Origin of the sequence: Streptomyces sp. NPDC017676, assembly GCF_044329325.1 — a bacterium.
Classification (GTDB): Bacteria; Actinomycetota; Actinomycetes; order Streptomycetales; family Streptomycetaceae; genus Streptomyces.
In genome coordinates, this window is sequence record NZ_JBIRJA010000001.1 from 118,699 (window position 1) to 132,378 (window position 13,680).

A 13,680-nucleotide genomic window follows, 5' to 3' on the forward strand; every position below is an offset into this window, starting at 1 on the left:
AGTGACACGCTGTGATCATGAGCCGTATCGAAGCACCCCGCGACGAGCACACCGGTAACCTCGCCGACCGGCTCCTGGCCGGCCTGCCGCCCGAGGCCGTCCTGACCGACTCCGACGTCACGGCCTCCTACGCCCACGACATGGCGAGCTTCTGCCCGGCGGGCAGTCCCGCCGTCGTCGTCCTCCCACGCACCGTCGAGCAGGTCCAGCACGTCATGCGCACGGCCACCGAGCTGCGCGTCCCCGTCGTCCCGCAGGGCGCCCGCACCGGCCTGTCCGGCGGCGCCAACGCCACCGAGGGCTGCATCGTGCTGTCCCTCACCAAGATGGACCGCATCCTGGAGATCAGCCCCGTCGACCGGATCGCCGTGGTCGAACCGGGCGTGGTCAACGCGACCCTGTCCCGCGCGGTCGAGGAACACGGCCTGTACTACCCGCCGGACCCCTCCAGCTGGGAGATGTGCACCATCGGCGGCAACATCGGCACGGCCTCCGGCGGCCTGTGCTGCGTCAAGTACGGCGTGACCGCCGAATACGTCCTCGGCCTGGACGTCGTCCTCGCCGACGGTCGTCTGATGTCCACCGGCCGGCGTACGGCGAAGGGCGTCGCGGGCTACGACCTCACCCGGCTCTTCGTCGGCTCCGAGGGCTCCCTCGGCATCGTCGTCCGGGCGGTGCTCGGGCTGAGGCCCAAGCCGCCCCGGCAGCTCGTGCTGGCCGCCGAGTTCGCCTCCGCGGCGGCCGCCTGCGACGCCATCTGCCGGATCATGGAGGGCGGTCACGTGCCGTCCCTCCTCGAACTGATGGACCGTACGACGGTCAAGGCGGTCAACGACCTCGCCCACATGGGGCTGCCCGAGACCACCGAGGCACTGCTGCTGGCCGCGTTCGACACCCCGGACCCGGCGGCGGACCTGGCCGCGGTCGGCGCCCTGTGCGAGGCCGCCGGCGCCACCCAGGTCGTCCCGGCCGAGGACGCGGCCGAGTCCGAGCTGCTGTTGCAGGCCCGGCGGCTCTCGCTGACCGCGCTGGAGGCGGTGAAGGGCACGACGATGATCGACGACGTGTGCGTGCCCCGCTCGCGGCTCGGCGCCATGCTGGAGGGCGTGGAGCGGATCGCCGCCGAGTACGACCTCACGATCGGGGTCTGCGCGCACGCCGGCGACGGCAACACGCACCCCACGGTCTGCTTCGACGCCCGCGACCCCGAGGAGTCCCGCCGGGCCCGCGAGTCCTTCGACGAGATCATGGCCCTCGGGCTGGAGCTGGGCGGCACCATCACCGGCGAACACGGCGTCGGCGTCCTGAAGAAGGAGTGGCTGGCCCGGGAGATCGGCCCGGTCGGGGTGGAGATGCAGCGGGCGGTGAAACAGGTCTTCGACCCGCTGGGCATCCTCAACCCGGGCAAGCTCTTCTGACGCCGGGCTCACTGGGCGAGCAGGTGGTCGAGCGCGTCGTCGATGCCGAGCCGCCCGCCCTCCGTGCCCGGCGGCACCGCACGCAGCGTCCGCTCCAGCCAGGCCGACACCTGCCGGACCGGCGCCTGAAGCAGCGCGTCGCCGTCCGGCGAACTCAGCGCCATCAGCACGGCACCGCGCCCGTCCGTCTTCGTCGGCCACACCCGCACGTCCCCGTGACCGCACGGCCGGAACACCCCCTCCACCAGCAGGTCGCGGGCGAACGTCCAGTCGACGGGGTGCGCCGAGTCGATGTGGAAGGTGATGTGGACGGCGTAGGGGTCGTCGGAGCGGTATGCGAGCCGGGCCGGCACCGGGACGCTCCGCTCCGGTGACAGGATGAGCCTCAGTTCCAGTTCGCGCTCCACCACGGTGTGCTGCATGACCTGCGTCTCCTCTCGCGTCGGGGCCGCCGGGAAGGGCCCGCACCGGGAGAGAGGGGGCAGGGGCCGGACCATTACGCGGGTTCGCAGAAATTCCTTTCGGAAGCCCCGCGGGGAGTGGGTCACGGCGTTGCCCGGAAAGGGGTGGGTCCGGCGGGACTGGCGGTGGGGGATGCCCGGGTCTGATAGATGTGGAGGCCCCCATCACACCCCCGAGCAGATACGGGACGACGGACATGAGCGCCCCAACCCCGGCCCCAGGCGACGACCGGCCCCGCGAGGGCTACTACCCGGACCCGTCCATCCCCGGTTACGTCCGGTACTGGAACGGCGCCTCCTGGGTGCCCGGCACGAGCCGCCCGGCGCCGAAGAACGGCGAACCGCTCACCCCGCCCGCCGGCGCCCGCCCGGCGTCCCCGTCCGTGGAGGAAACGGGTCCGCACTTCTTCGACGAGGACCCGCCGGACGGGGAGCAGCAGGGCGGCGCGGGTCAGCGGGACCGGCAGGGCGGTCAGCCCGCGCAACCCGTGCAGGGCGCGCAGGGCGCGCAGTGGGGCCGTCCGGGTGCGCCGGGACAGTCGGGCGCGCCGGGGCAGCCCGCTCAGCCCGGCCGGCCGGGTCAGCCCGGCGAACCCTGGGGTACCGACCCCCGGGTGCCGGCCGAAGCCTCCCCCGACCCCGACGGCCGCGCCACCAGCCGGACCGACGGCACCGCGACGATCCCGCCGACGGAGGACGACCCCCACGATCCCGGCACCTTCATCTTCCGCCGTCCGATCCCCGGCCCGGCGGCGGCCGACCGCGCCGACGACGGCACGATGACCTTCCGCCCGGTCCCGTCCGCCCCTCCGGCCCCGCAAGCCCCGTCCGGCCCCGACAGCGGCCCGGCCGGCTTCGGCGCGCAAGGCCCGGTCGGCGCGCCCGCGAACTCCGGCTTCGGCGCCGGAAAGGCCGCCGCGGCCCGCGCCGCCGCCGCACAGACACCCCCGGCGGCCCAGGCACCGCAGTCACCGTCGGTCCCGCAGCCGTCGCCGGGGGCGCAGGCACCGCGGTCACCGTCGGTCCCACAGCCGGCCCCCGCGCCCCAGCCTTCCCCCGCCGCCCCCGTGGCCCCGTCGCTGCCGCACCAGGCGGGTCCCGGCCATGCCGGTGCCCCCGTCACCCCGCTGACCAGCGGGCCCGGTGGCGGGCAGGCCTCCTGGGCGCAGCAGGTGCACCAGCTCGCCGGGGGCGGGGACGAGCAGCCCGTGGCGCCGTGGAAGCCTCCGGTGGAGGACCTCTTCCAGGCCGCCGCGCGCCGGCAGGCCGCCGCCCGCCCCGCCGGACTCGGCAAGCGGCTCGCCGCGCGGCTGATCGACCTGCTGGTCATCGGCGCCGTGACGGCCGCGGCGGCGGTCCCGCTCGGCATCCGGGCCGTGGACCACGTCCAGCAGAAGATCGACGCGGCCCGGCTCTCGGGCCGCGAGGTCACGGTCTGGCTGCTCGACGGCACGACCGGCACCAGCCTCGGCATCGTCCTCGCCGTCCTGTTCCTGGCCGGTGTCCTGTACGAGGTGCTGCCCACGGCCAAGTGGGGCCGCACCCTCGGCAAGAAGCTGTGCGGTCTTGAGGTCCGGGACATCGAGGCACACGAGCCCCCGGCGTTCGGCGCGGCACTGCGCCGCTGGCTGGTCCTGAGCGTGCCGGGCCTGCTGGTCGTCGGGATCGTGGGTGTGCTGTGGTGCCTGTTCGACCGGCCCTGGCGCCAGTGCTGGCACGACAAGGCGGCCCACACCTTCGTGGCCGGCTGACGCGCGTCCTCCGTCCGGCCGTCTGCCGGATGCGGAGCCGGGATCTTCGGGTTCCACTCGGGCCATGAGCAGCGAACCGCCCCCCGGCTCCGGAGAGCAGCCCCCCGAGGACGACCCCTTCAGGAAGCGGCCCCCGTCGGACCAGGGGCCGGGCTCGCCGTACGACGCCCCGTACGGCGGCGCCCAGCCCCCTCCCCCCGGCGGTGGCGGTCCTTACGGCGGTGGCCCCTACGGCGGCGGTCCGGGCGGCGGCCCCTACGGCCCCGGCGGCTACCCGGCCGACCCGCTGGCCGGCATGCCCCCGCTGGCCGACAGCGGAAAGCGGACGCTCGCGCGCATCATCGACATGATCCTGGTCGGCATCGTCGTGCTGCTGCTCACCTGGGCGTTCGGGGTGAGCGCGTACACGCTCGACAGTGAGCGCGCGGAGGTCGGCAGATCCCTCGCGCAGTCCTTCATCGCGGCCGTGCTCTACATCGCGTACGACACCTTCATGATGACCAGGTCGGGGCAGACCCTCGGCAAGAAGCTGCTCGGCCTGCGGGTGGCCAACCTGGAGAACGGCGCCACGCCCTCCGTGCAGACCATGCTGATCCGCTCCCTGGTGCTGTGGGTGCCGTTCGCCTTCTGCTGCGCCTGCATCTGGACGGCCGTCTCGGGTGGTTGGAGCTTCTTCGACAAGCCGTACAAACAGGGCCTGCACGACAAGGCGGCCAAGACGGTGGTGGTCAGCACCGGTTGAGCCGTCCGCCAGGGGTGCTCGCACGACAGTGGCGGTTCCGGGACGTCCGGAGCCGCCACTGTCGCAGCTCCGCGGCCCTGTGTCCCCGTCCGCTCACAGGGTCGTGGGGATACGTTCCTCCTCCGCGACGGGCTCGGCGGGCGCCCGCTCCGCGCGCGCCCCGGGGACGGGGACCGTCAGGGCGACCAGCAGGCCCAGCGCGAGTGCCGCGAGGGCGATGACGGCGACCCCGAGGCCCGAACTCGTCTGGGACAGCAGCAGCATGGCGAGCGTCGAGAAGATCACGGTGCAGGAACCGTAGGCGAGCTGTGCGGCGGTCGGACGAGGCATGGCAATCGTGTCCTCGGCAGTCTTCGGAAGTCGGGGGGTGCCACTCTGTTGGCCTGCATGCCCGAGCGGGACGCCCGGTAAGCGTGACCTAACCCACGGTACCGGTGCACAGGGGGCGCATGGAGTCACCCTCCGGCCAAACGGGCGTTCCCCTGCGCCCGTCGGCGGGGTGACACGCGTCCGTAAAGCGAACGTCACCTCCGCATAGTGCACTTGTCCTGCTCAAGTCAAGGTCTGTCTTTTCAGCTAAACCTCTAGTCAAATGTCGTCACTTGACTACACGCGTTGATCGTGCGCGCACGGATTCCTCCAAGACCCGGAACCCTCTGTCCGTGCGCGCGGCGCGGGGGAGGAACTCAAGTGACCAGCAGATCCTGGACGTTCAGAGCGGCCGCCATCGGTGTGACGCTCGCGGCGGCCTCCGCCACGTTCGCCACCTTCGCCGTCGCGGAGGCGAGCACCCAGGCCCAGAACGCCGCGGCCAACCGGCACGACCCGGCGCCGGTGAAGCAGCGCGCGCACGACCTGGACGGCCCCCTGAGCAAGACCCAGGAGGCGCAGCGCAAGGAGGCCCTGAACCAGCTCATATCGGGCAAGGCCACCGCGAAGGAGCGCAACGGCTCGAAGGTCGTCGAGCTCAAGAGCCGCAAGGGCCGCAGCAAGTACGTCGAACTGAGCCGCGAGAAGACCGACAAGATCTTCACGATCCTGGTGGAGTTCGGCGACAAGACCGACCCCAAGTTCGGGGGCACCCCGGGCCCGCTGCACAACAAGATCGCCGCGCCGGACCGCAAGAAGGACAACTCCACGGCCTGGCAGAAGGACTACGACCAGAAGCACTACCAGGACCTCTACTTCGGCACCGGCAAGAAGACCGAGTCGCTGAAGAAGTACTACGAGAAGCAGTCCTCGGGCCGCTACTCGGTCTCCGGTGAGGTCACCGACTGGGTCAAGGTCCCGTACAACGAGGCCCGTTACGGCAACAACGCCTGCGGCGACACCAACTGCCCGAGCGTGTGGAACGTCGTCAGCGACGGCCTGAACGCCTGGGTCGCCCAGCAGAAGAAGGCCGGCCGCACCGACGCCGACATCAAGGCGGACCTCGCCAAGTACGACCAGTGGGACCGCTACGACTTCGACGGCGACGGCAACTTCAACGAGCCGGACGGCTACGTCGACCACTTCCAGATCGTGCACGCCGGTGAGGACGAGTCCGCCGGCGGCGGCGCCGAGGGCGAGAACGCGATCTGGGCCCACCGCTGGTACGCCTTCGGCACCGACGCCGGCGCCACCGGCCCCGAGAACAACAAGCTCGGCGGCACGCAGGTCGGCGACACCGGGATCTGGGTCGGCGACTACACCATCCAGCCGGAGAACGGCGGCCTCGGCGTCTTCGCCCACGAGTACGGCCACGACCTCGGCCTGCCGGACGAGTACGACACCGCCGGCGGCGACAACTCCACCGGTTTCTGGACCCTGATGTCCTCCGGCTCCTGGCTCGGCACCGGCAAGGAGTCCATCGGTGACCTGCCGGGCGACATGAACGCCTGGGACAAGCTCCAGCTGGGCTGGCTGAACTACGACACCGCCAAGGCCGGCAAGCAGTCCACGCACAAGCTGGGCGTCGCCGAGTACAACACCTGGGACAAGCAGGCCCTCGTGGTGACCCTGCCGGACAAGGCGGTCACCACCACCATCACCGAGCCGGCGCAGGGCGCCACCCAGTGGTGGAGCGGCAGCGGCAACAACCTGAAGAACACGCTGACCCGTTCCGTGGACCTCACCGGCAAGTCCTCGGCGAGCCTCACCCTGGACGGCTGGTGGGCCACCGAGGCCGGCTACGACTACGTCTACACCGAGGTCTCGACCGACGGCGGCGCCAACTGGACCCCCTTGGACGGCACGGCCGACGGCCAGGCCCTGCCGAAGGACGCCAGCGGCAAGCCGGCGCTGAGCGGCTTCTCGCAGACGTACAAGAAGCTGGTGTTCCCGCTCGACGCCTACGCGGGCAAGAAGATCGACCTGCGCTTCCGCTACGCCACCGACGGCGGTGTCGCGGAGAACGGCTTCACGGCCGACGAGATCGCCGTGACCGCCGACGGCACCCCGCTGTTCTCGGACAACGCCGAGACCGCGGACGCCGGTTGGACCGCGGACGGCTTCTCCCGCATCGGCGCGTCCTTCACCAAGGACTACAAGCAGTACTACATCGCCGAGAACCGGCAGTACGTGTCGTACGACAAGACGCTGAAGACCGGCCCGTACAACTTCGGCTTCGCGTCGCGCCCGGACTGGGTGGAGCACTACCCGTACCAGAACGGCCTGCTGATCTGGAAGTGGGACACCTCCCAGGCGGACAACAACACGAACGCCGCGAGCGGCCACCCGGGCACCGGTCTGATCCTGCCGGTCGACTCGCACCCGAAGGCCCTGAAGTGGACCGACGGCACGCTGCTGCGCAACCGCATCCAGGCGTACGACTCGCCGTTCAGCCTCTACGCCACGGACGGCATCACGCTGCACAAGGCCGACGTCGCGCTGAAGATCAAGGGTTCGAAGGGTGTCCGGGTCTTCAACGACCACACCAGCACCTACTACGACCCGTCGAACCCGACGGGCGGGGTGAAGGTCACTGACACCAACACCAAGATCACGATCGTCAAGGAGGCCAAGGACGGCTCCACGATCCAGCTCAAGGTCGGCCCCGCGGTGAAGTAGTCCGCATCACCGCAGGTCAGAGGCGTATCGGCGGCAACCCCTTGGCGGGTTGCCGCCGGTCGTGTTTAGGTGCGTCCTGTGGACCGCTTATTGACACCGACCGGAACGGGGATGTGACCGCATGGCCGCTGGAGGCTTCTGCAAGCTGCCGAACGGCACGGTGGTGGTGGCGCTGAACCTGCCGTACGGCTCCGCCGGGGTGCGGGTTCTCGTGCACGCCCAGAACCGGGCCCGGGCCCTGACCAGGCTCCGGAACCTGGGCCTGCGGGCGATCTACCTCCGGGGGAACGCCGAGCCTCCGACGCCGGACGAGATCACGGCGGTCCTGCATCACCCCGACGGCCTGATATGGCGCACGGCCCCGGCCGACAACGGTGTCATGGTGAACGAGCTGTGGCACCCGATCCGGGCGCTGCTGCGCGGGCCGGCGCTGGTGCGGTGAGGGGAGCGGCGGTACGTCACCGGGTGCGGGTGCGGGGGCGTGGTGGCCGGTCGCGCGGTTCCCCGCGCCGCTGAGGCCGGCAGCGCCTGCCCTCGTTTCCGCCGCAGCGGCCGATCAGCCACGACGGCGGTCACCGGCGGTGCCGAACCGGCCGCAAGCCCTCCGGGCCGACGTTCCTAGCCGCTCACCACGGGCTTGCCGGTGAGTTCCACGCCCGCTTCCCGGAGCTCCTCCAGGGCCCGCTCGGTGGTCTCGCCCGCCACCCCGGCGGTCAGGTCCAGGAGGACCTGCGTGCGGAAGCCCTCTCGCGCGGCATCCAGGGCTGTGGCCCGTACGCAGTGGTCCGTGGCGATGCCGACCACGTCCACCTCGGTGATCTCCCGGGCGCGCAGCCAGTCGGCCAGGGGGACGCCGTTCTCGTCCGTGCCCTCGAAGCCGCTGTACGCGGCCGTGTAGGCACCCTTGTCGAAGACGGCGTCCACCGCGCCGGAGGCGACGGCCGGGGCGAAGTTCGGGTGGAAGCCCACCCCCTCCGTGCCCGCGACGCAGTGCGCGGGCCAGGAGCGGACGTAGTCGGGGTTGTCCGCGAAGTGGCCGCCGGGCGCGATGTGGTGGTCACGGGTGGCCACGACGTGCCGGTACCCGGTGCCCGCCGCCTGGCCGATCAGCTCGGTGATGGCGGCGGCCACGTCGGCACCGCCGGCCACCGCGAGGCTGCCCCCCTCGCAGAAGTCGTTCTGCACGTCTACGACGATCAAGGCGCGGCGCATGGTGGGTGTCCTTCGACTGAGAGTGAAGTAACTGAGCCTAGAGAATTCCGGGCTCCTGCGGGAGGGGGCGTCCAGGGGCGGACGGGGTCCCGCTCTGGCTACCCGAGCGCCCGTGGACGTACTCCGTCGGAATGACGGGTTCCCCCCTGGACAGCTGGACAGCGGAGAGCGGCAGATTCGCGCGGGCCGCGATGTGGCGGTCCCTGGTCACGTCCAGCGGCTCCCGGGCGACCACCTCGCCGCCCTTGACCAGCTGCACCAGGAGCTGCCGGTCGGCCAGTTCCGCCGGGACCGGCCCGGTGCCGACGACCTCGGCCTCCGCGACCCCCTCCGCGTCCAGCCGCCGTGCCGCCCACTTGCGGCCCCCGATGGACGTCTTGCCGCCGCTGGACTTCTTCGCGACCGGCAGCAGCGGGGCCTTCGGGTCGGCGGAGTCGGCGCGGGCGACCAGCTTGTAGACCATGGAGGAGGTCGGGTGCCCGGAGCCGGTCACCAGCTGGGTGCCGACGCCGTACGCGTCCACCGGCGCGGCGGCCAGCGAGGCGATGGCGTACTCGTCCAGGTCGGAGGTCACGATGATCTTCGTGCCGGTCGCGCCCAGCTCGTCCAGTTGCTGCCGCACCCGGTGGGCCACCAGCAGCAGGTCGCCGGAGTCGATGCGGACCGCGCCCAGCTCGGGGCCGGCCACCTCCACCGCCGTACGGACGGCCTCGGCGACGTCGTAGGTGTCCACCAGGAGGGTCGTGCCCCGGCCGAGGGTGTCGACCTGCGCCTGGAAGGCGTCGCGCTCGCGGTCGTGCAGCAGGGTGAAGGCGTGGGCGGAGGTGCCGACGGTCGGGATGCCGTAGCGGAAGCCGGCGGCCAGGTCGGAGGTGGTCGCGAAGCCGCCGACGTAGGCGGCGCGGGCGGCGGCCACCGCGGCCAGCTCGTGGGTGCGGCGGGCGCCCATCTCGATCAGCGGGCGGCCACCGGCGGCGGAGGCCATCCGGGAGGCGGCGGCGGCGATGGCGGAGTCGTGGTTGAGGATGGACAGGATCACGGTCTCCAGCAGGACGCACTCGGCGAAGCTGCCCTCGACGCGCATGATCGGGGAGCCGGGGAAGTACACCTCGCCCTCGGGGTAGCCCCAGATGTCCCCGCTGAAGCGGTAGTCGGCGAGCCACCGCAGGGTCTCCTCGTCGACGATGTCCCGCTCGCGCAGGAAGCCGAGGACACCGGCGTCGAAGCGGAAGTTCTCCACCGCGTCCAGGACGCGGCCGGTGCCGGCCACCACGCCGTAGCGGCGCCCGTTCGGCAGCCGCCGGGTGAAGACCTCGAACACGCTCCGCCGTTCGGCCGTACCGGCCTTCAGGGCGGCACGCAGCATCGTCAGCTCGTACTGGTCCGTGAAGAGCGCTGTCGAGGGAACGTCCACCGGCAGCCCAAGGTCCGCTGTGTTCATGACGAGGAATCGTACTCCCTTTTCGTCGGTGTGACGATTTATGGAGGCCGTGGCAGCATGGGCTGTGTGACGTCACCCGCGCCCGTAGAGATCGAACGCACCGAGTCGGCGGAGGAGGTCTTCGCCGTACCCGAGCCCGACGTCCCCTGGGTCACGATCGTCCACAACGACCCGGTCAACCTCATGAGCTATGTGACGTACGTCTTCCAGACGTACTTCGGCTACACCAAGGACAAGGCCACCAAGCTCATGCTCGACGTCCACCACAAGGGCCGGGCGGTCGTCTCCAGCGGGACCCGCGAGGAGATGGAACGCGACGTGCAGGCGATGCACGGCTACGGTCTGTGGGCCACCCTCCAGCAGGACCGGAAGTAAACGCACCCAGATGCCCGGACACTTCGAATCGCTCCCCGGCGGCGGCGCGGCCGTCGCCCTCGACGACGTCGAGATCTCCATCATCCGGTCGCTGGCCGTCCAGCTCCTGGAGCTCATCGGTCCCGGACCCGGCGCCGACGCCCCGGACGACCCGCTCGCCGAGCTGTTCGCGGAGGGGCCGAGCGAGCCACCCGCCGACCCGGTGCTGCGACGGCTCTTCCCGGACGCCTACAGCGACCCGGAGGAGATCCCCGCCTCGTCGGCCGAGGCCGAGGAGCGGCGGGCGCGCTCCGCCGAGTTCCGCCGCTTCACGGAGAACGACCTGCGCGCCGGCAAGCGGGAGAGTGCCCTCGGGGTGATCCGCAGCCTGGACGCGCTGGCCCCGGTCGACGAGGGCGGGGCGGTGCTCAAGCTGTCCCCGGAGGAGTCCCGGCAGTGGCTCGGCGCCCTCAACGATCTGCGGCTGGCGATCGGTTCCCGGCTGGAGATCACCGACGAGGACGACACCGACCTGCTCTACCGGCTCCCGGACGAGGACCCGCGCAAGCCGATGGTCATGGCGTACCTGTGGCTCGGCGGGCTCCAGGAGACCCTGGTGACGACCCTGATGCCGTAGTTCGTACGGATGTGTCCCTCGGAAGTGTTCGCTCAGAGGACGCTCAAATCCGGATAACGATCCCGTCACCTTTGTGGCCGGTTTTGCCGCATTCGGGCGTTCTTTGTCCGCTTTTACCTGTGTGATGCGCCACATCGCACCCCTGTGATCAGTATTGCGGCCGTGATAAATCTTCACGACCGCCCGGCCGACACCACCCACGTCCGGCCGGGTGCGCCACCGAGCCGACGACCGTCGGCCAGGCAGACAACTCCATCATCCGGGGGGATCGAGACCCGATCCGAGGCCGACGAAAGGCCCGGGTCGGCATGGAGAAAGGCGCACCACACATGACCTCTGAGAAGGTCACCACCGCCCCTGAGGAGGGGTACGAGCGCGGGCTCGGCAGCCGTCAGGTCCAGATGATCGCCATCGGCGGCGCCATCGGCGTCGGTCTGTTCCTCAAGGCAGGCGCGAACATCGAGAAGGCCGGCCCGAGCCTCATCCTCATGTACGCCCTCGCGGGCGTGATCATCTTCTTCATCATGCGGGCCCTGGGCGAACTGCTGCTCTACCGTCCCGTCTCGGGCTCGTTCGCGGACTACTCCCGCGAGTTCCTCGGCCCGTTCTTCGGCTACTTCACCGGCTGGACGTACTGGCTGATGTGGGTCGTCACCGGCATGGCCGAGCTGACGGCCGCCGCGATCTACATCAACTACTGGTTCCCGGCCATTCCGCAGTGGGTGACGGCGCTCGTCTTCCTGGTGGTCCTCTTCGGGGTCAACCTGATCTCCGTGAAGCTCTTCGGTGAGCTGGAGTTCTGGTTCTCCATGGTCAAGGTCACCGCCCTGATCGGCATGATCGTGATCGGTCTCGGCGTGCTCACCTTCGGCTTCAGCGCCGCCGGTGACACCGCGCACGTGTCCAACCTGTGGCAGTTCGACGGCTTCTTCCCCAAGGGCATCGGCTCCTCGCTGATGACCCTGCAGGGCGTGATGTTCGCCTACCTCGCCGTCGAGCTGGTCGGCGTCACCGCGGGCGAGTCCGAGAACCCGGAGAAGACCCTCCCCAAGGCCATCAACACGCTGCCCTGGCGCATCGGCCTGTTCTACGTCGGCGCCCTCACCGTCATCCTCTGTGTGGTGAAGTGGACCGAGTTCACGGAGGGCGTCAGCCCGTTCGTGAAGGCGTTCGCGATGATCGGCATCCCGGCCGGCGCGGGCATCGTCAACTTCGTGGTGCTCACGGCCGCCCTGTCGTCCTGCAACTCGGGCATGTACTCCACCGGCCGCATGCTGCGCACACTGGCCGACAACGGCGAGGCCCCCCGCGTCTTCAGCAGGCTGTCGGCGTCCAAGACCCCGGCCCTCGGCATCACCGTCTCGGTGCTGTTCATGGGCATCGGCGTCGTCCTGAACTACATCGTCCCGGAGAAGGCCTTCGGCTACGTCACCTCCGTCGCCACCGCGGCCGGCATCTGGACCTGGCTGATGATCCTGATCAGCCACGTCCTCTACCGCCGCGCGGTCGACGCGGGCCGGCTGCCCGCCAGCTCCTTCCCGGCGCCCGGCGGCGCGGTGTGCTCGTACATCGCCATCGCCTTCCTGCTCTTCGTCACCGGCCTGATCGCCTACGACGCCGACTCCCGCGTCTGCCTGTACGTGATGGCGGTCTGGGCGGTCGCCCTGGGCATCGGCTGGCTGGTCCTGAAGTCCCGCACGCCGTCCATCGCGGACCGCCGCGAGCCGGAGTTCGAGAAGGTGGGCTGACCCCCAAAAGGATCCTCGGGGGCTCTCGGGAGACCCCGGAAGACGCCGGAAGACCCCGGAAGACCTCCGGAAAAGGACGTCCGGTCGTCGGGAGCTCTCGTGGCGCTCCCGGTGGCCGCCGCTCAGGACGTCCGCCATGTGGGCCGTCCCGTACCACCCCTCGGTACGGGACGGCCCCTCTGCTTATCCTGACCCCCATGCTGACCATCACCCAGGAGCTCCACGACCAGATCGTCGCCCACGCGCGCGCGGACCACCCCGACGAGGCGTGCGGCGTGGTCGCCGGCCCGGTGGGGTCCGGCCGCCCCGAGCGTTTCATCCCGATGCTCAACGCGGCCCGCTCGCCCACCTTCTACGAGTTCGACTCCCAGGACCTGCTCAAGCTCTACCGCGAGCTGGACGACCGCGACGAGGAGCCGGTGATCATCTACCACTCCCACACCGCGACCGAGGCGTACCCGTCCCGGACCGACATCAGCTACGCCAACGAGCCCGGCGCGCACTACGTCCTGGTGTCCACCGCCGACACCGACGGCGCCGGAGAGTTCCAGTTCCGCTCCTTCCGCATCCTCGAAGGGGAGGTCACCGAGGAGGAGGTCAAGGTCGTCGAGGCGTACTGATCCCAGCACTCGGTCGGATTCCGTCCGCGATGTGGAATCACACTCCGGGATCCGGACCGGGAATCGATACGATGAGCCCATGGTTCTGAACGACGTGAGCGAGAAGGCGCCGGGCACGCTGCTCGTGGCGCGGCTGCACGTCGATCTGTGCAGGCTGAACAGCGCCATCTGTTGACGTTCCCCGCCGCCGTACGGCCGTGAGCCGCGGCGTGCCCCGCCGCGTGCCCACACCTTCCGACACTTCCTGA

Annotated in this window: 14 protein-coding genes; 10 read left to right on the top strand and 4 right to left on the bottom strand. The window is 70.6% G+C overall.

The window, feature by feature from the left end:
• Nucleotides 1-11 precede the first annotated feature (11 nt).
• On the top strand, nucleotides 12-1,418 hold the full coding sequence (locus ACH4LD_RS00470; RefSeq protein WP_398053037.1) for an FAD-binding oxidoreductase: 1,407 nt from the start codon (nucleotides 12-14) through the stop codon (nucleotides 1,416-1,418).
• 8 nt (nucleotides 1,419-1,426) lie between these two features.
• Here ACH4LD_RS00470 and ACH4LD_RS00475 read toward each other — a convergent pair whose 3' ends face one another.
• Nucleotides 1,427-1,840, bottom strand: a complete 414-nt coding sequence (locus ACH4LD_RS00475; RefSeq protein ID WP_398053038.1) for an SsgA family sporulation/cell division regulator — start codon at nucleotides 1,838-1,840, stop codon at nucleotides 1,427-1,429.
• A gap of 236 nt (nucleotides 1,841-2,076) precedes the next feature.
• On the opposite strand from ACH4LD_RS00475, the gene ACH4LD_RS00480 reads away from it, so the two are divergent.
• Both ACH4LD_RS00480 and ACH4LD_RS00485 read left to right on the top strand, forming a co-directional pair.
• Entirely contained in the window at nucleotides 2,077-3,630 is a 1,554-nt protein-coding gene (locus ACH4LD_RS00480; protein WP_398053039.1) for an RDD family protein, read from the top strand.
• A gap of 64 nt (nucleotides 3,631-3,694) precedes the next feature.
• Nucleotides 3,695-4,372: an RDD family protein gene (locus ACH4LD_RS00485; RefSeq protein WP_398053040.1), complete on the top strand. Its 678-nt coding sequence runs from the start codon at nucleotides 3,695-3,697 to the stop codon at nucleotides 4,370-4,372.
• Nucleotides 4,373-4,465: 93 nt separating this feature from the next.
• On the opposite strand, the gene ACH4LD_RS00490 is transcribed toward ACH4LD_RS00485, so the two are convergent.
• Complete coding sequence (locus ACH4LD_RS00490; RefSeq protein WP_132786024.1) at nucleotides 4,466-4,702, bottom strand: hypothetical protein; 237 nt, start codon at nucleotides 4,700-4,702, stop codon at nucleotides 4,466-4,468.
• A gap of 360 nt (nucleotides 4,703-5,062) precedes the next feature.
• On the opposite strand from ACH4LD_RS00490, the gene ACH4LD_RS00495 reads away from it, so the two are divergent.
• Both ACH4LD_RS00495 and ACH4LD_RS00500 read left to right on the top strand, forming a co-directional pair.
• Nucleotides 5,063-7,420 (top strand): immune inhibitor A domain-containing protein, encoded by a 2,358-nt coding sequence (locus tag ACH4LD_RS00495; protein WP_398053041.1) that lies wholly within the window; start codon nucleotides 5,063-5,065, stop codon nucleotides 7,418-7,420.
• 121 nt (nucleotides 7,421-7,541) lie between these two features.
• Nucleotides 7,542-7,862, top strand: coding sequence for a hypothetical protein (locus ACH4LD_RS00500; RefSeq protein ID WP_132786026.1), 321 nt, complete (start codon nucleotides 7,542-7,544; stop codon nucleotides 7,860-7,862).
• Between the two features lie 176 nt (nucleotides 7,863-8,038).
• Here ACH4LD_RS00500 and ACH4LD_RS00505 read toward each other — a convergent pair whose 3' ends face one another.
• Nucleotides 8,039-8,632, bottom strand: coding sequence for an isochorismatase family protein (locus tag ACH4LD_RS00505; RefSeq protein ID WP_398053042.1), 594 nt, complete (start codon nucleotides 8,630-8,632; stop codon nucleotides 8,039-8,041).
• 37 nt (nucleotides 8,633-8,669) lie between these two features.
• Entirely contained in the window at nucleotides 8,670-10,073 is a 1,404-nt protein-coding gene (locus ACH4LD_RS00510) for a nicotinate phosphoribosyltransferase (protein WP_132786027.1), read from the bottom strand.
• Nucleotides 10,074-10,130: 57 nt separating this feature from the next.
• Between ACH4LD_RS00510 and clpS the strand changes: the two genes are divergently transcribed.
• The 5 genes from clpS to ACH4LD_RS00535 all read left to right on the top strand — a co-directional run bounded on the left by clpS (nucleotide 10,131) and on the right by ACH4LD_RS00535 (nucleotide 13,607).
• Entirely contained in the window at nucleotides 10,131-10,448 is a 318-nt protein-coding gene (clpS, locus tag ACH4LD_RS00515) for an ATP-dependent Clp protease adapter ClpS (RefSeq protein ID WP_171155799.1), read from the top strand.
• A gap of 10 nt (nucleotides 10,449-10,458) precedes the next feature.
• The gene (locus ACH4LD_RS00520; RefSeq protein ID WP_398053043.1) at nucleotides 10,459-11,064 is read left to right on the top strand and encodes a DUF2017 domain-containing protein; all 606 of its coding nucleotides are present in this window, start codon (nucleotides 10,459-10,461) and stop codon (nucleotides 11,062-11,064) included.
• 329 nt (nucleotides 11,065-11,393) lie between these two features.
• Nucleotides 11,394-12,812, top strand: coding sequence for an amino acid permease (locus tag ACH4LD_RS00525; RefSeq protein ID WP_398053044.1), 1,419 nt, complete (start codon nucleotides 11,394-11,396; stop codon nucleotides 12,810-12,812).
• Between the two features lie 197 nt (nucleotides 12,813-13,009).
• A complete protein-coding gene (locus ACH4LD_RS00530; RefSeq protein ID WP_103810133.1) occupies nucleotides 13,010-13,432 on the top strand; it encodes a Mov34/MPN/PAD-1 family protein in 423 nt (140 codons plus the stop codon).
• Nucleotides 13,433-13,511: 79 nt separating this feature from the next.
• Nucleotides 13,512-13,607, top strand: a complete 96-nt coding sequence (locus ACH4LD_RS00535; protein WP_309550412.1) for a putative leader peptide — start codon at nucleotides 13,512-13,514, stop codon at nucleotides 13,605-13,607.
• Nucleotides 13,608-13,680: the final 73 nt, after the last annotated feature.